The sequence below is a fragment of the Terrabacter sp. 2TAF16 genome, from assembly GCF_052115065.1.
Classification (GTDB): domain Bacteria; phylum Actinomycetota; class Actinomycetes; order Actinomycetales; family Dermatophilaceae; genus Terrabacter.
The window spans coordinates 1-25,203 of the sequence record NZ_JBFRFZ010000001.1; the positions used below are offsets into that span (position 1 = coordinate 1).

General features: G+C 71.1%; 17 protein-coding genes. 3 read left to right on the top strand and 14 right to left on the bottom strand.

Annotated elements, in window-relative coordinates; all coding sequences use genetic code 11:
• Positions 1 to 349: 349 nt before the first annotated feature.
• Together AB4Z14_RS00005 and AB4Z14_RS00010 are read right to left on the bottom strand one after the other, a co-directional pair.
• Positions 350 to 4,378: a PKD domain-containing protein gene (locus AB4Z14_RS00005; protein ID WP_442273363.1), complete on the bottom strand. Its 4,029-nt coding sequence runs from the start codon at positions 4,376 to 4,378 to the stop codon at positions 350 to 352.
• A gap of 648 nt (positions 4,379 to 5,026) precedes the next feature.
• Complete coding sequence (locus tag AB4Z14_RS00010; protein ID WP_442273364.1) at positions 5,027 to 5,848, bottom strand: endonuclease/exonuclease/phosphatase family protein; 822 nt, start codon at positions 5,846 to 5,848, stop codon at positions 5,027 to 5,029.
• A gap of 241 nt (positions 5,849 to 6,089) precedes the next feature.
• Between AB4Z14_RS00010 and AB4Z14_RS00015 the strand changes: the two genes are divergently transcribed.
• Positions 6,090 to 6,980, top strand: coding sequence for an alkaline phosphatase family protein (locus AB4Z14_RS00015; RefSeq protein WP_442273365.1), 891 nt, complete (start codon positions 6,090 to 6,092; stop codon positions 6,978 to 6,980).
• Positions 6,981 to 7,095: 115 nt separating this feature from the next.
• On the opposite strand, the gene AB4Z14_RS00020 is transcribed toward AB4Z14_RS00015, so the two are convergent.
• Positions 7,096 to 7,734: a DUF4203 domain-containing protein gene (locus tag AB4Z14_RS00020; protein ID WP_442273366.1), complete on the bottom strand. Its 639-nt coding sequence runs from the start codon at positions 7,732 to 7,734 to the stop codon at positions 7,096 to 7,098.
• Positions 7,735 to 7,989: 255 nt separating this feature from the next.
• Here AB4Z14_RS00020 and AB4Z14_RS00025 point away from each other — a divergent pair, with 255 nt between their 5' ends.
• Positions 7,990 to 8,313: a hypothetical protein gene (locus tag AB4Z14_RS00025; protein ID WP_056777381.1), complete on the top strand. Its 324-nt coding sequence runs from the start codon at positions 7,990 to 7,992 to the stop codon at positions 8,311 to 8,313.
• 182 nt (positions 8,314 to 8,495) lie between these two features.
• On the opposite strand, the gene AB4Z14_RS00030 is transcribed toward AB4Z14_RS00025, so the two are convergent.
• The 9 genes from AB4Z14_RS00030 to AB4Z14_RS00070 form a co-directional block, all read right to left on the bottom strand.
• Entirely contained in the window at positions 8,496 to 9,236 is a 741-nt protein-coding gene (locus AB4Z14_RS00030) for an ANTAR domain-containing protein (protein ID WP_442273367.1), read from the bottom strand.
• Positions 9,237 to 9,273: 37 nt separating this feature from the next.
• Complete coding sequence (locus AB4Z14_RS00035) at positions 9,274 to 9,981, bottom strand: GAF domain-containing protein (protein ID WP_442273368.1); 708 nt, start codon at positions 9,979 to 9,981, stop codon at positions 9,274 to 9,276.
• Between the two features lie 60 nt (positions 9,982 to 10,041).
• Positions 10,042 to 10,770, bottom strand: a complete 729-nt coding sequence (locus tag AB4Z14_RS00040) for a glycosyltransferase (RefSeq protein ID WP_442273369.1) — start codon at positions 10,768 to 10,770, stop codon at positions 10,042 to 10,044.
• Positions 10,767 to 12,119 (bottom strand): PIG-L family deacetylase, encoded by a 1,353-nt coding sequence (locus tag AB4Z14_RS00045; protein WP_442273370.1) that lies wholly within the window; start codon positions 12,117 to 12,119, stop codon positions 10,767 to 10,769. Before AB4Z14_RS00045 ends, AB4Z14_RS00040 begins: the two co-directional genes overlap by 4 nt.
• On the bottom strand, positions 12,113 to 13,210 hold the full coding sequence (locus AB4Z14_RS00050; RefSeq protein ID WP_442273371.1) for an acyl-CoA dehydrogenase: 1,098 nt from the start codon (positions 13,208 to 13,210) through the stop codon (positions 12,113 to 12,115). Before AB4Z14_RS00050 ends, AB4Z14_RS00045 begins: the two co-directional genes overlap by 7 nt.
• 163 nt (positions 13,211 to 13,373) lie before the next feature.
• Positions 13,374 to 14,849, bottom strand: a complete 1,476-nt coding sequence (locus AB4Z14_RS00055; protein WP_442273372.1) for a glycoside hydrolase family 3 N-terminal domain-containing protein — start codon at positions 14,847 to 14,849, stop codon at positions 13,374 to 13,376.
• Between the two features lie 120 nt (positions 14,850 to 14,969).
• A complete protein-coding gene (locus AB4Z14_RS00060) occupies positions 14,970 to 15,821 on the bottom strand; it encodes an alpha/beta fold hydrolase (protein WP_442273373.1) in 852 nt (283 codons plus the stop codon).
• 410 nt (positions 15,822 to 16,231) lie between these two features.
• Complete coding sequence (gene glsA / locus AB4Z14_RS00065) at positions 16,232 to 17,299, bottom strand: glutaminase A (RefSeq protein ID WP_442273374.1); 1,068 nt, start codon at positions 17,297 to 17,299, stop codon at positions 16,232 to 16,234.
• A 70-nt stretch (positions 17,300 to 17,369) separates the two neighbouring features.
• Entirely contained in the window at positions 17,370 to 18,824 is a 1,455-nt protein-coding gene (locus tag AB4Z14_RS00070) for a DUF2252 domain-containing protein (protein ID WP_082619866.1), read from the bottom strand.
• Between the two features lie 152 nt (positions 18,825 to 18,976).
• Here AB4Z14_RS00070 and AB4Z14_RS00075 point away from each other — a divergent pair, with 152 nt between their 5' ends.
• Positions 18,977 to 19,675 carry a 4'-phosphopantetheinyl transferase family protein gene (locus tag AB4Z14_RS00075; RefSeq protein ID WP_442273375.1) on the top strand — a complete coding sequence of 233 codons (699 nt, stop codon included), beginning with the start codon at positions 18,977 to 18,979 and terminating at the stop codon, positions 19,673 to 19,675.
• A 4-nt stretch (positions 19,676 to 19,679) separates the two neighbouring features.
• On the opposite strand, the gene AB4Z14_RS00080 is transcribed toward AB4Z14_RS00075, so the two are convergent.
• Both AB4Z14_RS00080 and AB4Z14_RS00085 read right to left on the bottom strand, forming a co-directional pair.
• On the bottom strand, positions 19,680 to 21,059 hold the full coding sequence (locus AB4Z14_RS00080) for a M1 family metallopeptidase (protein ID WP_442273376.1): 1,380 nt from the start codon (positions 21,057 to 21,059) through the stop codon (positions 19,680 to 19,682).
• Positions 21,056 to 25,093: a Pls/PosA family non-ribosomal peptide synthetase gene (locus AB4Z14_RS00085; RefSeq protein WP_442273377.1), complete on the bottom strand. Its 4,038-nt coding sequence runs from the start codon at positions 25,091 to 25,093 to the stop codon at positions 21,056 to 21,058. The genes AB4Z14_RS00080 and AB4Z14_RS00085 overlap by 4 nt, the downstream gene beginning before the upstream one ends.
• Positions 25,094 to 25,203 lie beyond the last annotated feature (110 nt).

The following is a 25,203-nucleotide window of genomic DNA, read 5'->3' on the forward strand; positions in this document are numbered from 1 at the left end:
CCGCGCGCTCCACCTCAGCAGGTGTGAGCGACTTCTTCGCTGCTCTCTCAAGCGGGCTCACGCCCACCAGTGTGTCGGTCATCATCCGACCCTTCCCGCTGAACCAGTCAGCGCGTTGGGCCAGTTACACCGTTACTCGGACAGTCTCGGCGTCTCCGCCGGTCGGGGGCTGCCCTGTCGTGTGGGGCACCTCGCGCAGCCCGGGGGAGTGACTGGGACCAGGCCGTGTTGGCATGAGGCGTCCCCTGAGGGTCGTCACGGCCCCCGATCAGCAGCTGGCGCCGATCAGCAGCTGGCGCCCATGACCGGGGATGTCGTTGAAAGGGTGAATCGGTCGGCGGCGGTGACTCTACGGTTTGAACGTGATCACGAGGGCGGCCCAGGTGCCGGCGATGGTGCCGTCTGCATTGAAGGTGCCCACTGAAGTGGGGAGCTGGTAGGCCCTTCCGAGGCTCGCCTTGGACACTGCTTGGGCAGTGAGGGCGGTCCACGAGGTGGTCCATGAGGGGGTGGTGGCCCTCGTGAACGTGGCCACGGCGCCGAAGACGACTTCGCGGGGTGCAGTGGTCGTGGCGGTGAGACCGGAGGCGTAGTTGGTGCTCGTGCCGATGGCGGCAGCCGCACGGTCCACGCGGGTCACGCCGGCGAGCTCGTCGGCCACCATCTGATACGTGCTCGATCCGGGAAAGGTTGCCGTGATCTTCGCTCCGGTGGTGAGCGGCTTGGTGGCCAGCCCCGTCAGGACCAGGAGTCGACCGCCGCTCACCGGCACATCACGGGCCACCGCGTAGGTGTTGCCCGCCGTGTCGGTGGCCGCCACGGCTCCGGTCGTCGACTTGGCCGCGATCTGAAGCGTGATCACCACCAGGTCGCCTCGGCCCACGCCAGCGACGGGGCTCACGGTCACGGTTCCCGAGCTCTTTGTCGTGGTGGCTGAGCTGGTACCCAGCGTCGCGACGTAGGCGGGCTGTGCGCTGGTCGTGACGGTTTGCTGAGCGGTGGACGTCCGCCCGGAGGTGTTGGTGACGGTGACGGTGGTCGTGAAGGTGCCGGTGGTGGTGTAGGTGTGGGTGGCGGTGGGGCTCGCTTGGGCGGCCGCGGTGGTGCCGTCACCGAAGTCGAAGGCGTAGGTCAGGCTCTGGCCCTGCGGGTCGCTGGAGGCGGACGCGTCGGCGGTCACCGGTAGTGGTGTGGTGCCGCTGGTCGGGTTCAGCGTGAGCCGGGCCACCGGGGCCTGGATGGGCGCGGCTGCGCTGACGGTTTGCTGGGCGGTGGAGGCTTGCCCGGAGGTGTTGGTGACGGTGACGGTGGTCGTGAAGGTGCCGGTGGTGGTGTAGGTGTGGGTGGCGGTGGGGCTCGCTTGGGCGGGCGCGGTGGTGCCGTCGCCGAAGTCGAAGGCGTAGGTCAGGCTCTGGCCCTGCGGGTCGCTGGAGGCGGACGCGTCGGCGGTCACCGGTAGTGGTGTGGTGCCGCTGGTCGGGTTCAGGGTGAGCCGGGCGACGGGAGTCTGAATCGGGGGCGGGTCGCTCACGGCCACCGTGGTCGCCGCCGTGTCGCTCAGCCTGCTGACGTTCCGGACCGTCAGCGTCACCAGGTAAGACCCTGCCGTTGTGTAGGTGTGCGTGGCGGTGGGGCTGGCTTGGGCGGGCACAGTGGTGCCGTCGCCGAAGTCGAAGGCGTAGGTCAGGTTCTGGCCTTGCGGGTCGCTGGAGGCGGTTGCGTCCGCGGTCACCGGCAGTGGCGCCGTGCCACTGGTCGGGGCCACGTTCAACGATGCGGCGGGCGGCTGGACGCTCGGGGCCTTCGTCGCCGTGACCGTGGTGCTGGCGACACTGGTGAGCCCGCTGGCACTCGTCACCGTGACCGTGGCCGAGAACGTGCCTTGGCTCTGGTACTCATGGGTCGCCGTGGGGGCGGTCTGAGCAGGCAGGACCGTCCCGTCACCGAAGTCGAACGCATACGTCAGTGCGGCGCCCTGGGGATCGTTGGAGGCGGACGCGTCCGCCGTCACCAGCAGGGGCGCAACCCCATCGGCCGGTGTGACGGTGAGCATGGCGGTGGGTGGCAGTACGGGTGGCGGTGGGGCGTTGACCGTGACGGTCCCGCTGGTGGTGCCCGTGACGCCGGAGGTGTTCCGCGCGGTGACCCTGACGGTGTAGACCCCGCTGTTGAGGTACGTGTGGCTGAAGGTTGACTGCGCCTGCGGCGCCACCGTGGTGCCGTCACCGAAGTCGAAGGCGTAGCTGAGGACTTGCCCCTGTGGGTCCAAGGAGGCGCTGGCGTCTGCCGTCACCGCGAGGGGTGCGGTGCCCTGCGTCGGGGTGAGCGTCAGGTCGGCGACCGGTGGCTGGATGGGGACCGGCACGATGTCCGGCTGGAACTCGTAGGCGCCGAGGTCGTCATACAAGCGCGGTCCCGCTGCGTTGGCATTGCTGACGCTGGCGTCTCGCACCCTCGGGTAGCTCAGGATGTCGGTGGTCTGCTCACCCGGCACCCCGCTGTCGGCGCGGTCGATGGCGGGCGACCCCTCCTTGAGCTGAAGGTTCCAGGAAGGCTTGTCGAGGAACACGGGGTCTGCCTGTATGCCCGCGGCCTCCTGCCCGGATACCGCCTTCATCGCGGTCAGGGAGCTGTACGTCGTTCCCCACGCGTACATCACCCCGGACTTGCTCAGGAAGACCAGATTGTGATCCACCAGGGTGGAGTTCTGCGCGCCGTCCCACACACCGATGTTGCCGGCGCGGCGAGCGCAGGCGATGCCTGAGTACGCGGGATAGACGGCGTTGTCGACGGCGATGTTGTTGGCTATGCGGTAGCTCCCCGACGTCGAGCCTTCGAGGTTGATCCCGCTCGTGCAGTTGTGGAAGACCGTGTTCCCGACGATCAGACCCCCGGTCACGTTGAGGTTGTCGATGCCGTGGTCCCCGTTGTTGTAGGAGACGTTCAAGGTGACCAGGTTGTTGTTGGCGCCGGTGTAGAGCTGGACACCCGTGTCCTCGTTGTCATGGGTGACGTTGCGGATGATGGTGTTGCCCGGACTGGTGACGTTGATGCCGTTGGCGTTCCGTTGCCAACCCTGGGCGTTGTAGCTCGCCTCGTTGCTGCTGACCGTGTTGCCGGTCGACGTGTTCGTCACGTAGATCCCGGTGTCGCTGTTGTGGGTGCTGTTGTTGTTGGACACCACCGAGTTGTTGGTGGCCCGGATGCTGATCCCGGGAGCTGTCGCTCCCTGCGCCTGCCGCCCCGTGTTGGTCACGGTGTTGCCGGTGACGGTGATGTGGTCGCTCTTGGTGACATAGACCCCGTCACCAGTGGTGGCGGTGAAGGTGAGGTTGGAGAGCGTGATGTAGCTCTTGCTCGAGATGTAGGCCCCGTTGGTCACGCCGTTGCCGATCACCGGGCTGCGGCCCGGCCAGCTGGTGATCGTGACCGGTGCGCTGGCCGTGCCTGACACGGACGGCTTGACCGTCTCGGCGTAGCTGCCGTCTCCGATGTAGAGGGCGTTGCCGGGCTGCAGGCGGGCAACCCCCTTGGTGACCGTGCAGAACGGCGCCTCCTTCGACCCGGGCCCGGAGTCGCTGCAGGCCGAGACGGTCTTGTCCACGTAGAAGTCGCTCGCAACCGGCAGGGCTGGTGGAGTGCCGATGACGAACTCGTCGATGACACTGCCCGCACTGCACGTGAGGTCCTCACCCGGAGTGGACTGGTCGCAGATCGCCTGGAGCTTGATGCCGGTGTCGCCGACGTCGACCCGCAGGTGGGACAGGTGCATGGCGCGCATCGCGGTGCGCGGGTCTGAGCTGGTCCACGGCTGCTCGAGTGACGAAGGCGCCCCCACCGTGACGTGCGTGACGCCCTGGATGGGCTGGAACCGCTCGTAGTCGTGCGAGTGGCCGTTGATGTTCAGCACGTACTTGCTGTATGCCTCTCCGAAGCCGCCCAGGATGGAGGCGATCTGCGTCTCGCCCGCGTGGTAGCCGGTCGAGTACGCGGGACGGTGACCATAGGTGACGATGTACTTGATGTTCGGGTCGTCCTGCGCCTGGCGCATCAGCGGGCCGGCCTTGGACTGCCAATCGGCCCACGCGCCGGTCCAGGGCTCCGGGTACGACATGAACCGCACGGGGCCGGAGTCGAACCATCCCCAGTCGTCGCCGCAGCACGAGATCGCCGGAGACCCGGGGGAGGCAGCAGCATTGGGCATCAGCAGGCGACCCTTGTAGTTACGCAGATCGTCCGAGCCCGGCACGTCGTACTCGTGGTTGCCCCAGGCGGGCATGTACGCGGCCCGTCCGCTCCAGCGCATCACATCGTTGAAGTGCGTGTCGACGGCGCTCTGACCGCTGCTCCCGCTGTTGGCATACGTCAGGTCGCCCACCATGAGCACGAACGACGGGTCATCCGCGCTGATGTTGTCAAGCGTGGTCCCGAGCTTGCCGAAGTGTGCCGTGTCACCGACGTCCCCGATGGCATCGAACCGGTAGTTCGTCGTCGGCGGGGCGTGGAAGGTGTAGTCCGGGCCTCCGCCGATCGAGTAGTGGTACGTGCTGCCGGCACTGAGCCCCCCAATCTGCAGCTGCCAGAACGGGCCGGGTGACGACCACGGCATCACGCCCGGCGCCACTCCGGTGGCGGTGTTTCCGTAGTCAGTCGTCGTCCCCCAGCGCACGTCGTTGGCCGGCCCGCGCCAGTCGATGGCCACCGAGGTGGAGCCCGTGAACGTGTAGTGCACTTCGTCGGACACGGTCGAGGCCCACGTCGCCGAGGGCGTGACGCCAACGGCGAGCACCATCGCCGCGACCAGGCTCGTCCCGGCAGCGCGCAGCGCCAGGCGTGCACGGGAGGACGCCGGGCGCGAGGGCCGGGGTGATGGCCACAGAGGCATGCTTGGAACGCTATGGATTCAACACCCAGCCGTGCCCCGCCGGACGCCCGATCTGCCTCTACGACATTTGGATGACGCCGCACCCCACCCGGCTCGGGTCCGCTGCTGCCGTCGGGTGCGGGGGAGGGACCCGGCCTGCGCTCAGGGGCGCGGCAGGACGAGGTCGACCAGCAGGCCGGGGTGGTCAGTGGTGCCCTGCATGTCGATGACGGAGTGCGTGCGCACCCCGATACCCGGACTCACCACCACGCTCTGCAGACCGCCGTCGTCGGTGCGCTGGTAGCCGCTGGGCAGGCATGACTGTGGGCTGGGTGAACCGCGAGCCGCGAGGTTGAGATCTGCGCCGAGGACGATCGGGCGGGCGCCGTTGCGGCGGCTGATCCCGGGCACCGCGGAGCTCAACAGGTACCGGCACTGGTTCAGCGCGATCGTGGCGTCGACGCTGGTGGTGTGCGTGGTGCAGGCGGAGAACCGTGTGGCCAGGTCGATGCAGACCCAGACGCGCTCCTCTGAGTCGTGGGGGTCTTGAACCGGGTAGACGCCGCTGTAGCTGCGGGAGCCCACTACCGGGGGCGAGACCACGACCAGGACGCCGTCGCCGAACTCCTGGCCGTTCTGACAACGGACCGGTGCATGGGTCTGGCGGTCCTTCGCGGACGTGAACGCCGAGGCGACCGCCGTCACCGGGACGGTGGCCGACATCGCCTGCTCGAGGACGGGCAGGTCATCGCGGCAGACCTCGTTGAGGCTGACCATGTCCGGCTGATGCTCGTGGATCAGTGCAACCGCCCGGCTGACGGCACGCCCGCCGGAGTAGCAGTCAGCGCGTCCGCTGTTGCAGAGATTCATCTGCAACACGCGCACCGTGGTGTCGAGCCGGCCGATCGTCGGGCGGCTCATGTCGGTCGGGTCGCTCGCCGCGCGACCGGCGTCGCAGGCCGCGAGACAACCGGCGAGGAGCACGGCGAAGCCCGTTGCGGCGGCAGCCCACCGGGGGCTGCGGACGTGCCGGACGCGCATACGGCCATCGAACCCCGGAACTCGCACGGCGCGCAATCGATGTGGGCATGCAGGCAGGCGCAGCGTTGGTCCGCCGCTCGTCGGCCCGTTCGACGAACCGGGCGCACGCTCTCGCTTCCCAGCCCGTTGTGACGGCCCCGAGGTACTGTCGGCCCGGCAAGCTGCTTCAGACGGTGGAGGACGCGTGTCGCACAAGGTGTTCGGCTTGGTGATCGCCACGGCACTGGTGGTTCTCAGCGCCTGCGGAGCGGGAGAACCCTTCGCGCCGGTCACCTTCGCCACGGTTCAACCGGCGAAGGTGACCAAGCTGCTGGTGTTCGTCGTCGAGAACCACTCGTTGGACCAGATGCGTGCGTCCATGCCCTACACGGCAGCCCTGGGTCGGGAGTTCGCGATCGCGACGACCTACGAGGCGGTGACCCATCCGTCGCTGCCCAACTACCTGGCGATGACGGGCGGCAGCACGTTCGCCGTCGGGGATGATGCCCCGCCATCCAGCCACACGACCGACCAGCCGTCCGTGTTCGGCCAGGCGCTGGCGCTCGGCAAGTCGGCGAAGGTGTACGCCGAGGGAATGCCCGGCAACTGCGCCACGGAGAACTCCGGACGGTACGTCGTGAAGCACAACCCGTGGGCCTACTACCGGAGCGAGCGACCCTCCTGCGCTCGGTACGACGTGCCGGCCGGTGAGCTGAGCGACGACGCCGCCAGCGGCCGGCTACCCAACGCCGGTATGGTCATTCCCGATCTGTGCGACGACGCCCACGACTGCGATCTCCCCGTCGCCGACCGTTGGCTCCGGACGCAGATCGAGGCGGTGATGTCGGGTCCGGACTGGCGCGCCGGGCATCTCGCGATCGTGGTCACCGCCGATGAGGATGACCACCAGCAGAACAACCTCGTCCTGACCACCGTTGCCCACCCATCCCTGCATGGCGCCGTCGTCACGACGCCGCTGACCCACTACTCACTCGCCCGTCTCTACAGCGAGGTCATCGCTGCGGAGCCGCTCGGCGAGGCGGCCGGCGCTCCTTCGATGGCCACGGCATTCGGGCTGGATCTTGCCGGCCGTTGAGGGAAGGGACGACGGCGCCCACCAGGGTTCACGCGCCTCGACGAAGGGTGCCGAAGACGGAGTACCTGCGGCCGCAGGGCGCGCTTGACTGCGGCGCCTGGATGTCGGTCCTACGTCAGCGGCTCTCGACGTACCAGGTCTCCTGGACGGTGCGACGCATCGCGAGCCGCTGCCGGGTCTGGGCGACGATGCCGATCAGGGCAAGGGCGAGCAGGGTCAGGTACCAGCCCCAGCCGGCGTGCACCGCCTGCGTGAAGGTGCCCCGGGTGAAGTCGGCGGAGTCGATCGCGCCCACCAGCAGCATCAGACCGGCGACGACGCTGACCGCCCCGGCGATCGAGCTGACGACAGCCAGCACGATCATCGGGAGGTTGCCGATGACCGCCACCAGTCCGAGCACCGCTCCGACTGCGATGCCCACCAGGACGGCAACCCAGTTCCAGTCGATGCCCAGGGCGACGACGAGGCCCGAACCGATCGCGAAGCCGAAGGCCGCCATGGCGAGAACGACCGCCACCGCGAAGTAGAGGTACGCGAGAAGAGCGAAGATCAGGGCGCACACGAATCCCGCCACCCAACCGAGCACCGTGCCGAGGACACGCTCATCGGCAAGTTCCGCGAAAAGCCCTGCCCCGAACGCAAACCCGGCGAAGAAGCCCCAGATGGGGAGGACCAGACGCAGCGCCAGCTGTCCGGCGAAGAGCATGAAGCCGCCGGCAACGATCGCGAAAAGGCCAAGCATGATGTCTGCCATGCCCCACTGTAGGGCTCCCGGCGTTCGGTCCGGACGTGAACGGCGCACCTCGCGACCACGTGCTCCGTCGTGCAGCGCTGGACGTCGCCACGTGCGGCCCCGCCCGATCCCCGACGTCGGTGCGCCTGAAGCATCGCGCACGCCGCCGTCGTCTCGCTACTCTCGTCGTAGACGCGGGATGGTCGGCCGGAAGGCCGGCCCTGGAGCCGGGCCGCGCCGCGGACCTGCGGATGGCGTCGGGTGAGGAGCGGTGGGATGAGCGCAAGGAACACGCGGTCGATGACGTTCCGGGCGAGCGGCGGCGAGGCGGTCACGGCCCTCGAGGAGGCAGCGCGCCGCTCCGGGATGCAGCATCTCTCCTCGGATGCTGCGACCGGCGTCTTCGTCTTCACCGCGGGGCGGATGGTGCTTGCGTTCGGAGAGAAGGTCACGGCCCGAATCCGCGAGGTCGCTCCCGGCACCGTGCAGGTGACGCTGTCCTCGAACCTGCAGTTCGGGCTGGGGAACATCGGGCGCAACGGTGCGAGCCGGGACCGCATGGGTGACGCGCTTGCGCAGCTCCTCCCTCCGGCCGCATAGGCGGGACGTGGCGGCGTCGTGCCTTCGACCTGGCGTCCGACCACCTCGCACTGTGTCTCCGTCCCTTTGGCGGCGCTGGTTCGACTCAGCGAGTGACCACGGCAGCGGAGGCGCGCGCACGTCCCGCTAACGACAAGGCGGCCGAGTGTGCCGGCGAGGTCGTCATCCCTCGTGCGAGGTGGTCAGACCTCGGGCAGGGCTCCGGTCTCGAGGAGGTCGGTCGCCACCTGCGCGAGCTTGCGGTTGGTGTGCTGGCTCGCCTCGCGCAACATCTGGAAGGCCTCGTCGGGCAGGATGCGGTGACGCTCGACGAGGATGCCGATCGCGGCCCCGATGGTCCGGCTGTGCTCCAGGGCCGCCTGCAGCTGGACGGCGCGGTCGTCGCTGCGAGCCGCCTCCACGGCGATGGCGGCGTGCTCGGCGACGAGAGTCGCCCGCGCGACCGACGACTCGTCGAACGAGTGGGGCGTGGCGCTGTAGAGGGTGAGCACGCCGAGAGTCGCGTCGTGGAAGCGCAGCGGGACCGACAGCACCGCCCGGATGGGCGTGCGTGCGACGAGCTGCGTGGCGTAAGCCGTGAACCTGCACTCGTGCGCGAGGTCGTCGCACCGCACGGTCTCGCCGGCCTCGAAAGCGGTCAGGCCCGGGCTGTCGCCGGCCTCGGCCGCGACCACGGCCACTCTCTCCATGAGCACATCGTCGGTCGAGTCGGCCAGTCGGGCACGTCGACGCGTGAAGCGTTCCGCGACGGCGACGGCCGCCCAGTCGCAGGGCACGAGGTCCACCGACCTCGTGGCGATCTCGTGGAGGGTGGGCAGCACTCCGGGTGTCTCGGCCAGGACCCTGGCCAGGGTCGTGACGACATTCGCGGCATCCAGACCGGAAACGTCGCCCACCATCGTGTCGGGGCGGTGCGTGGTCATAGGTGCATGATGGCACCGCGCCGGCCCGATCGGGAGGTCACGGACCTCCGCTCTCGCCCCCTTCGCCGATCACCATGAGCGCCAGGGCCACCACCGGTATGCCGGCCCGCGCGGCGGCCTCGTAGAGCTTGCTCTCGGCGACCTCCGGGGACACCCCTTGGGCGTCGACGAGCACGCCCACTGCGACACGCACCGTCTCGACCTCCTCGAGGCGTCGGGGCGCGTCGGTGGCCTCGACCCGGCTCCGGAAGCTGAGGTCGGCGTTCGTCACCGCGCCTTCCGCCCACCCGCCGACGAGCGCCGCGACCTCGTCGTGACGGCCCACGAAGGTGTCGGTGCCGCTGCCGTAGAGGTTGACGCCGCCGATGACGCGTGACGCGTCGAGGACGGGGAGAGACAGGGTGCTGCGGATCCCCACAGCAGCGCCGGCTTGGGCGAAAAGCTGCCAGCGACCCTCGTCGAGGAGCTCGCGGTGGTCGACGGCGACGACCTCACCGCTGCGGGCCGCCTGCTCGCAGGGACCGTCGTCGACGTACTGCACCCCGTCGAGCCACGCGGCCTCGAGGGTGCTCGACACGTAGGTCAGCGTGACGTCGTGGCGGGCGATGCCGATGCTGAACGCGACGATGGCCGGCACCACGGCCGTGAGGCTCTCGGTCACCCTGGCCAGCTGGCCGGCGATGTCGATCTCTCCACGCAGTGCCATCCGTCGCAGCGCGTCACGGGTCTGGGGTATCGGCTCCACGCAGCGGACATACCCGCCAACGCGCCACGGACTCGGCCGGCCGCATGTCGGGCTGGGTCCTCAGCCGGTGAGTGAACCCTGGGCAACCAGCGCCCCGAGGTAGTCGGCGAAGCCGCCGGGCGTGCGTCCCTGCGTGCGGCCCGAGGTGCGCACGTGTACTGACGAGCTGGCGAGACAGGCGGCTCCGGACGCACGGATGCGCTCGACCAGACCCACGTCCTCATGGACCGCGAGCGGCTCGAAGCCCCCGGCCGCCAGGTAGGCAGAGAGCCGGACGCCGAGGTTGGCGCCGTGGACGTGCGGGTGACCATCACGCAGCTGGTGCAGGGCGTGCCACCGGGTGAGGGATTCTGCGTCGAGCTCGTCGTCGGGTTGCACGGTGCCGGTCACGAGATCGAGGCCGGCATCGGCGAGCATGACCTGCCGGACGAGCCAGTCGGGCGGGACCACGCAGTCGGCGTCCGTGCCGGCCAGCCAGTGACGACCGGTGTCCGGCTCCGCGACGTCGGCCGTCGCGACCACGACGCCGTGGGCGCGAGCGGCACCGACGCACCGACGGTCGACCTCGACGACCGTGACGTCGCGGTGCCGGGCGGCGACCTCGCGTGAGCGGTCGACGCAGGCGTCGAGCACGAGGACGACGCGTGCGTGGACGCCGGGTCGGGACCGGTGCAGCTCCCCGACGGCGTCGTCGATCGAACCGAGGGCGCGGGGGAGCAGGGCCTCCTCGTCGTTGGCCGGGACGATCACGTGCACGTGCGTCAGGGGGCGGTGGAGGTGGGCCGTCATGGCGAGCCGGCCCGGTGCGCCGAGGACCTCGACATCACATCGAGCCGAAAGTCCCGCTCGAGGTGTGTGGCCACGACGGGCAGGGCGGACGTGCGGGTCCACAGCTCGTGGACCCGCAGGCCGTCGAGCGGCCAGCCCCGCACGGGATGCCGCCAGTGGCACAGCACGAGCGCGCCGTCGTCCGTGAGGGACGTGTCGACCCGTGTCACGAGCCGTCCCAGCCGCGCCGGACTGAGGAAGTACCCGACCTCCGAGACGACGACGAGGTCGAAGGGGCCGTCGGGCCAGTCCTCGGGGACGCTGCCGAGCACGACCTCGACGTGGTCGAGCCCTCGCAACGAGGACCGCGCGGCTTCGACGGCGGCCCCGCTCTCGTCGACGACGACGAGCCGGTCGCACCGTGTCGCGAGGTCCTCCGCGAGCGCCCCGACGGACCCACCGACTTCGAGCGCGCGGCCGTAACGCTCGTGCGGGAGGGCCGCCAGGGTGACGTCCCGCTTGCGCTGCTCGTACCAGCTCGTGCGCACCTGCCACGGGTCGCTGGACGAGTCATGCAGCTCGTCGAGGCTGTCATCGGTCGGCAGGTCCAGCCGGAGGAAGACCTCGAAGGGCCGCGCGAAGTGGGCGAGCATGTCCTCGTGGAGGACGGCCTCGTCCCCGGGCTCGTCGGAGACCGGAGCCACCTGGGTGCGGTGCAGCGCCACGGCCTCCTGCTTCGTCGCCTGCACGTCGGCGTCGAGGGTGAGGGCGTGGAGGTCCCCCCACGGCGCCCGCTCGGGCTCGCACCAGTGCCACAGCCACAGGGGGTACTCCCAGAGCACCGCGTCGGTACGCCGGCACGCCACTCCCGCGGCCCACCCGGCCGCGTCGTGGTCGGCGTGGCCGTCGTGCCGCCACGGGGCGACGACGACGGTGTCGCCGCCGCGCTCGCCGACGACGTCGACGAGGCCCGTGACGATCTCGGCGGTGCAGGCGGCCAGGCGGCTGTCCGGCAGACCGAGCCTCTCGAGCGTCGCCGACGGCGCGAGTCGAGCCAGCGCGGCGCGGGACTCCGCGACCCGGAGAGTGGCCAGGTCGCCGCTGGACACGGTGGGGGAACCGGGGTGCGACGCCTCACCGTCGCTGAGCAGCACGACCGTCACCTCGAGTCCGGCTCGTGCTGCAATCGCCATGAGTCCGCCTGTGGCGAGCGTCTCGTCGTCGGGGTGCGCAGCGACGACGACGAGGCGCCCACGCCCTGAGAGCAGAGCGTCTGCGGGCCTGAGGTCGGCCCACTCGGGTCGCTCGCACCACAGGCTCTCCGCCGTGCCCCGCTCGGATTGCGTGAAGGGCCGCGCGCGGGTCACCACGGTCGGCCGTCGGTGCCGCTGCCGCCGTCGAGGACGGGACGCTCGAGGACATACCGGCCGAGGGCAGCCTCGTCGCGCTCGGCATGCTCCTGCCGCAGGTAGAGCTGTAGGTCCGCGACGCGCGCGGCGTGGTCGTCGTCGAGCGCCAGGGGTGCCGGTCCGGTCGCATGGCCGACGCGCTCGACCACGGACTCCGCGGCACGTGCCACGACGTGCCGCACGCGCAAGGCGAGTCGTGCGCCTTCCTCACCCGTCGCGCGGCCGTCGTCGACCCGGGCAGCCGCGTCGTCGAGGCAGGTCCGAGCCGCCCAGAGCGCGGCGTCGACCGCCCCCACGTGCATCTGCGCGATCTGGTCGGGCTCTCGTCCGCCGAGGAGCAGGCGGCGGGCCACGCCCACCGCGCCGCCGTACCAGATGGCTGCCACGCCCATGCCGCCCCAGGCGAACCCGGGGCGCTCGAGGTACCACCCCGTCGGACCGACCGGGACCGCCTCGGCGCCGTCGAAGTCGACCGGACCGCTGGGCACGGCGGTCAGACCCCGGGCGAACCACGCCGAGGGCTGGACGGTCACGCCGTTCGACGGACCCAGGCGGACGGCATACAACCGCCGGGTGGTGTCGCTCTCCCAGGCGGTGACGAGGGCGTGCGACAGCGATCCGGCCAGCGAGCACCACGGCTTCGTCCCGTGCAGTCGGACGGTGCCGGCGGCGCGGCCCGTGTCGCCTCGCGCCTCGAGCCGGACACCGGGCCCCTCCGCGGCGAAGACTCCCCACGCAGCGTCGTCGGGGACTGGCGCGGCGACGGCGTACCCGGCCGACCGGGCCTCAGCGAGGATCGCCAAGGCATCGAGGTGTGGTTCGAGGGTGCGGGCCGCCGTCAGGTCCACGGCCGCGACGGACGCCAACGACTCCCACAGGATGCGGGTCGACCCCGAGCCCGGAAGCGGGAAGGCGTCGGGCCGGACCCGCACGAGCTCGGTCGTCGCCACCGGGTCGCGACCGTGGCCAAGCCGGACCCGGAGGTCGTCGACGAGGGCCGCGAGCCGCGACGGCGGAGTCGCGTCGTCGGTCAGCCGCACAGCCCCCGTCACCGGACGGACCGGGGAACGGTTGGGGTGGGACGGGCTGCGGGTCGGCTCACGGGGGGCACATACCCAGCAGTGCCGCAGCGCCTCGGAGGCGTCCGTCGAAGGGCGGCCGTGTCGGCCGGGCGGCGTGGCTGACGTCGATGCGGCGACATCTGCCGGTCAGCCTTCAGAGCTGGGTGTCGAGGTAGCGCTGGAGTGCGGCGACGGTGCGGGTGTTCCACGTCGTCGCGCCGTCGAGATAGAGGCCGAGGTAGCTCTGCAGGGCCGCCATCGAGTGCGGTCCCCAGACGCCCACGGCAGGTGCACCGACCCGGACCTGCAGAGCGCGGATCGTCGCGCTGTCGAAGACGCCGGTCTGTGAGATACCCAGCCAGCGCTGCAGGGCCGTCTTCGTCAGTGGGCCGAAGTATCCCGTGACCGGGAGCCGCGGCGCGAGCAGGCCGTACTGCGCCTTGACCGTCAGGACGCGCATCACCGCTGCCTGGACACGACCGCGGAACACGCTGTCGGATGCGGCCCGCGCGGTGACGGCAGCGACCATCGCCGGGACGACGTAGGGGTTGCCGGTCAGCACGACGTCACCGCCCGCGTTGATGAACCCCACGGCACGGGCGCCGGGCGACCACGCGGCCACCTGCTTGGCGTTTCCCAGGTCGTCACTGATGACGACGCCCGTGAAACCCAGGTCGCCGCGGATCATTCCGCGGATCACCGTGGGCGAGAAGACCGCCGGGTGCGACGCGTCGATGCGGGAGTAGTAGGCCGATGACACCATCAGCAGATGCGCACCGGCGCTGATCGCAGCTCGGAACGGCGTGATGTCGGTGGACGTGCGGGTGGTCACCGTGTCGGTCACTCCCGCTGTCGTGTCGGTGTTTCCGGTCACCCGTCCGAGCCCGGGGAAGTGCTTGGCCGTCATCGCGAGACCGGATGCTCTCATGCCCTTGAGGAAGGTCGTGCCCTTGTCGGCGACGACGGCCTGGGTGTACCCGTACTCCCGCTGGTAGAAGCCGATGGGCTTGTTGAGGCTCGCGAAGCTCTTGGCGACCGTGTCCATCACCGGTGCGAGGTCGACGTCGACGCCCGAGCGCATCACCTGCGTGCCCCACGCCCTGGCGTATGCCGTGAGCGACGTGTCGGACCAGGTGCCCTGCGTCAGGGCGGTCGGCATGCGCGAGAAGCCCGGCCCTTGGAGGACCTGCACGTATCCGCCCTCCTGGTCGGAGGCGATGAACAGCGGCACCCCTGCCGTCGCCGCGGTCGTCGTCAAGGTGTCGGCTCGCCCCGTGAGGTATCGCACCGGCGGGGCGCCCGCGGTCGTGCGGCCCGTGAGGATGAGGTTGCCGACGTGGTACCGGCTGATCGCCGTCGTCGTGGCCGAACCGAGCCCGGTCACGGCACCTCCGACCATGAAGAGCTGCCCGACGCGCTGTGCCGTCGTCATGCGGTTGTAGACGGCCTGGGCCTGGGCACCCGGGCTCAGGGTGGTGGCGACGGTGCCCGCGGACACGACGAGTGGAGGGGCCGAGCCGGCCGGACGGGCGGAGGCAAGCGTCGCGGCGGGGAGGGCGAGCACGACGACGGCGATGGGAGCGAGAGCGGCGGCGCACGCTGTGGGCACGCGCGGGAAGCAGGAACGCATGGCGATCCACCTACCATTCAAGGAAACTGCGCGCGACGCCCTTTCAGTGTAGGCCTCGGCACCGGGCGCGTCGGTCACGTCGCAGGGAAATGCCGGACCGCAGGCCGCCGCGGCCACGGTTCAGGTCGAGGGGCAGGTGAGGAAGCTCCGCAGCGCCGCGACAACCTCGTCGCGGCGGTCGATGAACACGTAGTGGCTGGCGTGGAGCTCGATGACGTGAGCATCCGCGGTCTCCGCTGCGAAACGGTCACGGCACGTAGCCCGCCAGATCGCGTCGGGTCCCTGCCACTGGTCCCCGAGGGCGTAGATGGCGAGCGCGGGAGCGGTGATGTCGGAGTAGGGGTGTCGGAACGCCTTGAGGGCCCGGACGAACGGCGCCGAGGCCGCCGTAGAGAACGTGTCGATCACGGACCCGTCCGGGAGGGTGTCCACGGAGGCGCGCATCATCGCGTCGAGAGCAGGTCCACGGATGTCGTCCGGGAGCAGGGAGTGCACGAAGTCGACGTAGTCCTCGTACGTGGCGAACCGGTCCGGGCTCGCTGCCTCCTCCGGCCACTCGACCGTCGGGCTGTCGGCCCAGTCGTAGGCACCGTCGAGGTAGACGACCCCGGCGACGCGTTCGGGATGTCGAGCGGCGAGGGCCGAGACCTCACCTCCTCCCATCGAGTGCCCCACGACATGGGCCCGCTCGATGCCCAGGGCGTCGAGGAGGCGGCGCGCGTCCTCGGCGGCGTCTGCAAGCGCGAAGCCGTTCTGGACCCGGTCCGTCCGCCCGTGCCCGCGTCGGGTCAGGGCGACCACCCGGAACCGGTCGCTCAGGTGCGGGGCCAGCTCCGAGAACACGTGGGCGGTGCAGCCCAGACCGGCCAGCATCAACAGCGGGTCTCCGTCGCCGCCCCAGTCCAGGTAGTGGAAGCGGACACCGTCGAGGACGACGAACCCGTCGGGGGGTATCTCGATGGGACCCGGCACCCGGTGACGGTATCGCGACGAGCCGACACGCAGGACGTTCCTGAAGCGGGCACCGAGCGCGACAGCATGGCTGCCGGCACGTTCGTGGCTCACGCCCCGGCGTGGGCGGGTGTGCGCGTCGACCGACGCGCGCGGTCCACGCGCGGGTATGGATACCGGGGAGGCACACCGCACCCGGACATGCGGGACCCCTCCCGAGCAGACCGACAGGGCCGACCCCCCAGAAAGGTGTTCGAAGGTGGACGTGGACACGATCCGGATCCCGTGCTTGACCGAGGGTTGCGAGGGCGAGATCCATGCCGCGAGGGAGCTGGACGAGGACGGAACGCGATGGAGGATCATCTGGTTCGAGGGGGTGCCAGTGGTCCTGTGCTCCCGAGGTTGTCGGCGGCCGGAGGACCTCGTCTGCCTCATCGATCCCGAGGTTCGCGCTGCTTGATCTCCAGCGGCCCTCGGTCCGGCGAGACCGTCATCGAGGCGAAGAGGTTGAGCCCGAGCCGTTCCGCGAGGTACTTGGTGACCAGCTGCCCGCGCACGCTGTTGCCCGCCACGTCCAGGGGAGGGGAGAACGTCGCCAGGCCGCCCTTACCGGGTGCGACGGTGACGATGCCGCCGCTGACCCCGCTCTTGCCCGGGACCCCGACCTCGTAGAGCCAGTCGCCGGACAGTTCGTACAGGCCCGCTGTGGCCATCACCGCCAGGACGCGCCGGCACACGCCCCGCCCGACGACCGTCCTCCCGGTCACCGGGTTCACCCCGCCGTTGGCCAGCGTGGACGCCATGACCGCAAGGTCGTGGACGCTCACGTCGAGAGAGCACTGGCGCGTGTAGATGTCCGTGGCCTCGTCCGGGTCGAAGTAGAGACGGCCGTAGCTCTGCAGCAGGTGGGCGATGCCCTGGTTGCGCAGGTTGGTGGCGGACTCCGAGGCGTAGACCCTCTCGTTCAGGCTCAGCTCACGGCCGGCGAAGCCTGACAGGCCCTCCCTGACCCGGTCCCACTTCTCCTCCGCCGTGCTCCCCGGCACCAGACTCGTCGCTGCGATCGCACCCGCGTTGACCAACGGGTTCATCGTGCGGTCCAGGTTGAGCTCCACCGCCACGAGGGAGTCGAAGGGGAAGCCGGTGCTGTTGACCCCGAGGAGGCGACGCGCGTCGACGTCTCCGACCGCCTCGCAGACCAGCGCGAAGACGAACGGTTTCGACACGCTCTGGATCGAGAACGTCCTCTCGACGTCCCCGATCTCGAACGACCTCCCTCGTGCTCCCACCACGGAGATGCCGAACCAGTCCGGCGACGCCTCGGCCAGGACCGGGATGTAGTCGGCGACGGCACCCTCCCGGTTCGCCCGATACCGCTCGTACGCCTCGGTGACGGCGCCGATCACCTCGTCCGGTTCTGGGAGCTCTCCGGTCGAGATCGACGACCTGACCGCTTCCTCGTCGAACGGGAGCTGCTCATGCATCGACAGCCTGGTCATCGCGTGCCTCTCGTGCTGGTCGTCCGCAGCCCATGGCATGCCTCCGGCACCTCACGCACCCCGAAGCCCTCTACATGCCCGTCTGGGCCTCGAGGCGCCCGGATCGGACTGCCGCCACGAGGGCCTCGTAGTCACGTTCGTTCTGGTCGGCGTAGGACGACGCGAAGTCGGCGATCGCGCGGTCGAAGGTGTCGCTCGTGCCGAGGTAGGCGGCGATCGCGATGCGGTCACCCGAGCGGGCGTGTGCTCGGGCCAGCGTCGCCCCGCAGATCCGGGCGTAGGCGGTCATGACGCCGGAGCTCATGGTGTCGACGTCGGCCGAGCCCTTCCAGTCGCGCAGCTGACGCAGGTAGAAGTCACGCACCTGACCGTCGAACCCGTGGACCCGCTGCCACCCGAGGAAGATGTCGCTGGCCGCCTGCATGAGCCGCTGGCCGGCGACGACGCGCTGGCCGTGGTTGGCATACCGGCTCGCCCCGACGAACCTCTCGAGGACGGACTCCTGGGCCTCCTTGGCCTGCAGGAACAGCGGGTCCTGCCCGTCCCGGCCGAGCAGGAGGATGATCCAAGCCCGGGTGCCGACGCTCCCGACCCCGACGACCTTGCGGGCGGCGTGGACGTATTCGAAGGACTCGAGCAGCTCGCGCCGATCGGTCTCCAGGGTGCGGCGGTACGACCTGATGAGAGCGCGGAGCTCACCCTCGACGTCGTCATGCCCCGTGCCCGCCGCCAGCTCCTCGATCGGCACGATGAGGGGCGCGTCGGAGATGATCCGTCGCTCACCGTCGACGTCATGGGTCAGCTTGGTGAAGGCCTGCATGCTGTCCCGGGTGCGGGCCTTGGCCGCGTTGGCCTGTGCCTTGGCCTGCTGCTTCTTCGTGATGCTGGACTTCAGCAGCTCGAACACCGTGTCGACCTCGATGTGGGCGTACCAGACGTCGAGGTTGCGCGCGGCCGCGAACAGCTGCATCCGGGCGCGGTACTCGGCGACGCAGGACCTGACGACGTCCCGGCGGTCCGCCGCCGAGAAGCCCCGATCGCGACCGGCGATCTCGAAGCTGGCCGCGAGCCGCTTGACGTCCCACTCCCACGGACCCGGAAGCGTCTCGTCGAAGTCGTTCATGTCGAAGAGGAGGCGCCGCTCGGGAGAGGCGAACACCCCGAAGTTCGACAGGTGGGCGTCGCCGCAGATCTGGGAGATGAATCCCGACCGTGGGGTCGCGGCGAGGTCGCTGGCCATGATGAGCGCCGCGCCGCGGTAGAACGTGAACGGAGAGACGAGCATCCGTCCGTAGCGCAGCGGGACGAGCTCCGGGACCCGGCTCGTCGCCTGCTCCTCGAGCAGCGCGACGGGGTCGGGCCGGTCCGTCGACGGCTCCCACGACCCGTGGCTGCGCCTCGGTGTCTCGTTGCGGGCGGCCCTGCCCCGGGTCACGCGCTGGTCCGGGGTCAGGTGGGCCACCTTCCGGGTCGCCGTCCCCGCTCGCGCCCCGGATGTCGTCGCCGACTGGCTCTCGTTGCTCACAGTCTCTCCTCAGGGTGACGCCTCGTGACGTGGCGCGTGGTGCGCTCTCCTCGACGCTCGCACCACCGGACAGTGCGCGCATCACCTCGGCAGGGCGATGTCTCGGCGGACGCCGCCTTGCGGATCGGGGACCACGCGTCGATCCTTGGCGCGTGGACGGCACCGAGCGGTCGCGGAGACCGACCGACGCGACGGTCGACGTCTGGGTGCGCGAGTCGACGCCCGGGGCATGGGTGCCGCCCGATTCTGCGGCCATCGCCGCCGGGCTCGACGAGCACGAGCGCGCGCGGTGGGCGCGCCTGGCCGACCGACGCGACGCGGCGGCGTACCTGCTGCTCCACGCCATGGCCCGCCGGGAGGTCGGCCGGATCCTGGGCCGACCACCGGAGTCACTGCGCTTCGACCGCACGTGCCCCGACTGCGGCCGGCAGCACGGCGCCCCCCGCCTGCTCGACGACCCGGGGCTGCACCTGTCGCTGAGCCGGACCCGCGCCGTCGTCGCGCTCGCACTGAGCCAGCACGGACCTGTCGGCGTCGACGTCGAGCCCGTCGACGCCGTGCGGTTCGGTGGCTACGGCGACGTGGCACTCCACCCCGGCGAACGAGCCCGCGGCACCGAGGAACTCACGGACATCACGACGTGGGTGCGCAAGGAGGCCGCCCTCAAGGCGCTCGGGGTCGGCCTCCGCATCGACCCCACGAGCTTCGCGACGCCCGCGCCGGGCGTCCCCACCGACGTCGTCCCCGGCATGCCGTCGGTCACGGTCGCCGACCTCGACGTGCCGAGGGCGTATGCCGCCGCCGTCGCTCTCGAGTCCGCCGTGGGAGCGCTGGAGGTACGCGCCCACTGAGACGTCAGGCTGGCTGGGCGAACCGTGGCAGGGGGGTGGCCCAGAGCCACCGCTCGAGCAGGTCGCGGGCCCGCCGGCCCGCGGCGTCGCCGTCCCCGTCCCCGTCCCCGTCCGTGGGCGGGATCTCCCGCACGAACGTCTCGACGTGGCTGACGAACTCGTCGGTGGTCACGGACCCGTGCCGGTGGGCCGCCACCCAGTCGCGCAGGAGGTCGAAGAACGCGACGTCACCGAGCTCCACCCGCAGGGCGTGCAGGGTCAGGGCCCCGCGCTTGTAGACGCGGTCGTCGAACATGTGGTCGGGCCCGGGGTCGGCGAGCACGACGTCCTGTGCCAGACGGGAGAGCCGGGACCAGTGGGTTCCGGCGTTGACGCGCACCGGGACGCCGTCGGCGTGCTCCGCCCAGAGCCACTCGGCGTAGCAGGCGAACCCCTCGTTGAGCCAGATGTCGGCCCACGTCGACGGGGTCAGGCTGTTGCCGAACCACTGGTGCGCGAGCTCGTGGGCGACGAGGCGCTCGTGGCGGCGACGCCCGTCGAGCCAGTTCGGCCCGAACGTCGCCATGGCGTGCGCCTCGAGCGGGATCTCGAGGTCGTCGGCGGTGACGACGACGGTGTAGTCCTCGAACGGGTAGGGCCCGAAGAGCGCCTCGTAGAGGCTCGTCATGGCAGGCAGCCGCTCCAGGTCGTGCATGACGTCGCGCTCGCGGGTCGCCGGCAGCACGACGGAGATCGGCACGTCGGCCGGGGCCAGGGCGCGCCGCACGTAGTGGCCGACGTGGACCGTGGCGAGGTAGGTCGCCATGGGGACGTCCTGCTCGAAGACCCGCCGCGTCCGGCTGCCGCGCGCCCGCGCGGCCACGAGTGCCCCCGTCGCGACGACGTCGTAGGGCGAGTCGCACTCGAACGCCAGCCGGTACGTGGCCTTCGTCCGGGGATGGTCGTTGCACGGGAACCACGTCGCCGCTCCGTTGGGCTGCGCGGCCACGAGCGCCCCCTCCGTGAGCTCCTCCCAGCCGACGTCGCCCCAGCGCGTGGCCACGGGACCCGGCGTGCCGGCATACGCGATCGCGACCTGGGTGCGCTCGCCGCGCGCCAGCGGGACCGACGGGGTGACGACGACCCGGGGGCCGCGGTGGACCCACTTGGCGGCCCGGCCACCGACCGAGACCTTGAGGACGCGCAGGCCCACGAGGTCGACGACGAGCCGCCGCACGTCCTCGAGCACGGTGATCTCGAGGACGGCGCGACCGGCGAGGCGGTTGGTCGAGACCTTGTAGTCGAGGTCGAGGTCGTAGTGCGTGACCTCGTAGGCGGGATCACCACGGTCGGGCGTGTACGCGTCGGTCAGCGCGGGCACCTGCTGGACGAGGCCGCCCGTCATCGCACGCCGCTCGCGACGTCGCCCGCGGATCCACCCGACGCTGATCCCGGCGCGGGTCCGGACGCGTGGGCCACGGGGTCGGCACCGCTCCACGGTGCGATCGGGTTGCCCGTCCAGCGGGTCCCGCGCGGCACGGCCTCGCCCCGGAGCACGAGCGAACCGGGACCCACCGTCGCGGCCACCCCGATGCTCGCCGCGGGAAGGATCACCCCGTTGGGGCCGAGCGTGGCTCCGTCCTCGAGCGTGACCGTGTCCATGCTCATGATTCGATCATGGAAGAGATGGGTCTGGAGCACGCAGCCCCGGTTGACGGTCACGCCGTCACCGAGGGTCACGAGGTCCGCCTCGGGCAGCCAGTAGGTCTCACACCACACCCCATGCCCGATCCGGGCCCCGAGGCTTCGCAGCCAGACGTTGATGGCCGGTGTGCCCGTCGCCGTCCACGCGAACCACGGTCCCGCGACCATCTCGACGAACGTGTCGACGACCTCATTGCGCCAGACGAAGGAGCTCCACAGCGGGTGCTCGACGGCGCCGATGCGGCCGACGACGACCCACTTGGCGACGGTCGTCACCCCGGCGGCGACGGCTCCGGCGGCGGCGAGGACGACACCGCCCAGAGCCGCCGCGCCGGCCAGGCCGACGCGGTCGACGAGCCACTGGAGCGCCACGAGGACGGTGACCCCGATCGCCACGGTCACCATGACGGGCACGACCCGGCACAGCTCGACGAGGCCACGGACCACCTTGAGGCGGAGCGGGGGAGCGAAGGTCCTCTCGTCGTCGGATCCCTGCGGAGGACGGCGCAGCCGCACCGGCGGGCTGCCGAGCCAGCTCGATCCGGCCTTGGACTTCTGCGGTGCGGCCGAGAGCACCGCGACGAGGCCGTGCTTGGGCACACGCCGGCCCGGCGCCGTCATCCCGCTGTTGCCGAGGAAGGCGCGCTTGCCGATCTTCGCCGGTGCGATGTGCACCCACCCGTGGGCGAGCTCGTAGCCGGCGACCATCGTGTCGTCGGCGAGGAAGGCGCCGTCGGCGACCGACGTCATCGACGGCAGCAGCAGGACCGTCGAGGCCTCGACATCGCGACCGACGCGCGCACCGAGGGCGCGCAGCCACATCGGGGTGACGAGACTGGCGTAGACGGGGAAGAGCAACGTGCGCGCCTGGTCGAGGAGGCGCTCGGTCGCCCACACCTGCCAGCCGACCCTGCCGCGGACGGGGTGGTAGCCCTCGCGCAGCCCGATCGCGAGGAGGCGCACCAGCACGATCGTGATGGCTGAGAGCGACACGAGACTGAGCACGGTCAGGACGGGCACGGCCGCGTATGCCGTCACGACCGCCTCGCGTGACCCCGTGGCCCGGGCGACCGCACCGCCCACGACGAGCACGCCTGGCAGGAGCGCGAGGAAGGGCAGGACCGACAGGAAGACGCCGGACAGCCCGTAGACGACGAGCCAGGCAGGTGCGTTCGGGGGACGATCCGTGGGCCACCTCGAGCGGCCCGGGTCGTCGACCCGCTGGGCCGGCGACCCGGCGACGACCCGCCCGGGTCGCACCGACCGGAGGACGGTCGAGCCGGCCTCGACGACGACGCCACGGCCGATGTGCACGTCCGGACCGATGGTGCTGCGGGCGCCGATGACCGCCTCGCGGCCGATGTGGACGAGGCCGACGTGCACGACGTCGCCGTCGATCCAGTAGCCGGAGAGGTCGACCTCGGGCTCGACGCTGGCACCGGACCCGATCGTCAGCATGCCCGTGACCGGGGGCACGGAGTGGAGGTCGACACCGGGACCCACCGAGGCGCCGAGCATCCTCGCGTAGTAGATGATCCACGGCGCTCCGGCCATCGTGATGGCCCCCATCGCATCGGCGAAGCGCTCGGCGGCCCAGAGCCGCATCTGCACGCTCCCACCACGGGGGTACGTGCCCGGACGCACACCGGCGAGGAGGACCCGGGCGGCCAACGCGGACAGGCCCATCCGGCCGAGGGGGGTGATGAAGAGGAGCCAGCCGATGCCGAGGGCCCACCAGGACACCGGTTGCGACCAGTCGGCAAGGTGGGCGAGGCGCAGGAGCTCGGTGAGGGTGACGAGACCGACGAGCCACTGCAGTCCCTTGACCGTGAGCAGGACGAGGGACACGGCCGTCTGCACGAGCTGGGTGCCGCGCGGGATGCGGCGCACCGTGCGCTCGGTCCGTGACCCGTCGGCCGTGTCCATCGTCTCGAGCAGCTCGGCCTGGGCGCCGAGGCGCGGGTGCGTGTGGACGTCGGCCACGGTCACCGTCGGGTAGCGCTCGCGGAGCAGCGACACGAGGCGCGCCGACGACAGGCTCCCGCCGCCGTGGTCGAAGAAGTCCGCCTCGGCCGAACGCACCTCGGTGCCGAGCACCGCGGTCCAGTGACCCGCGAGCCATGCCGCCGTGCCGGACAGGTCGCTGGGCTCGCCGTCGTCGGCCGCGCCCGGCAGCGGCCACGGGAGCGCCGCACGGTCGACCTTCCCCGACGTGCGCGTCGGCAGGGACTCGACGACGGCGAGCACCGGGACGAGGGCGGCCGGAAGCTCATGGTGGAGGCGTGCGAGCGCCGCCGTCCGGTCGAAGTCGGTGCCCGACGCCGGGAGGCCAGCGCGGCTGACGGAGTCGGGCACGACGTAGCCGACGAGGACCTGGCTCCCGGCGCCCGTCGTCTTGACGGCCGCGGCTGCACCCGACACGCCGGGGAGGGACTGCAGCGCCGCGTCGACCTCCCCGAGCTCGATCCGGCGACCGCCGAGCTTGACCTGCTCGTCGGCGCGCCCGACGAAGACGAGGCCCTCGGGGTCGTTGACGACGAGGTCGCCCGACCGGTAGGCGCGGTCCCAGCCGAGGGTCGGCATGGGGGCGTACTTCTCGGCGTCCTTGGCGGGGTCGAGGTAGCGGGCGAGCCCCACGCCGCCGATGATGAGCTGGCCCGTCTCACCCTGGGCGACGGGCCGGTCGTCCGGGCCCACGACGGCGAGGTCCCAGCCATCGAGGGGCAGGCCGATCCGGATCGGAGTGGTGCCGTCGAGCCGCGCTCCGCAGGCGACGACGGTCGCCTCGGTCGGGCCGTAGGTGTTCCAGACCTCGCGGTCCGGGGCGACGAGCCGTTCGGCCAGCTCGGGCGGGCACGCCTCGCCCCCGAAGACGAGCAGCCGCACCGGCTCGAGGGCCTCGGCCGGCCAGAGCGCGGCCAGCGTCGGGACCGTGGAGACGACGGTGACGTCCTGGGCCACGAGCCACGGTCCGAGGTCCATGCCGGTGCGCACGAGACTCCGTGGTGCCGGGACGAGGCAGGCCCCGTGCCCCCAGGCGAGCCACATCTCCTCGCACGACGCGTCGAACGCGACCGAGAGCCCGGCGAGCACGCGGTCACCCGGACCGATCGGACTGTCCTGCAAGAACATCCGGGCCTCAGCGTCGACGAAGGCCGCCGCTGAACGGTGGGAGACCGCCACGCCCTTGGGCACGCCGGTCGACCCCGAGGTGAAGATCACCCAGGCGTCGTCCTGCACGCGGACGTCCGGCAGGACGCCCGGGTCATGCCGACCGTCCCGGCCCGCGCGCGCCGGCCGCGGTGCCGCGCGTCGGGCGGTCCGCCCGGACGCCGGGACCGGTGAGCCGGGCGACGGCACCGTGACCTGCCGACGCGCTCCCACGACCGCCTTCACCGCGGCCTCGGAGAAGACGAGGTCGGCCCGTTCCTGCGGGTCGTCGACGTCGACAGGCACGTACGCCGCCCCGGCGTGGAGGACTCCGAGCACGGCGACGTAGAGGTCGGTCGTCCCCGACGGCACGCGCACGCCCACCCGGTCGCCACGGCATACGCCCGCGGCCACGAGCTCTGCGGCCATCCGTCTCGCCTGCTCGGTCAGCTCGGCATACGTCAGGACGGTGACGGTGTCGTCGAGCGCCGGCGCATCGGGGTGACGCGCGGTGACGTCGGCGAGCACGTCGACGAGCGTCCGCGGCGCGGCGGCGCGGTCACCGGCCAGCAGTGGGTCCACCATGCACGCTCCTCGTCGGGTCGCCGCGGACGCGTCGACCACCATGCCGAACCTAACCCTGTCGGGTGAACGAATGGTGGTGGCTCGACGACGTCGGCTCGCATCTCCCGGTG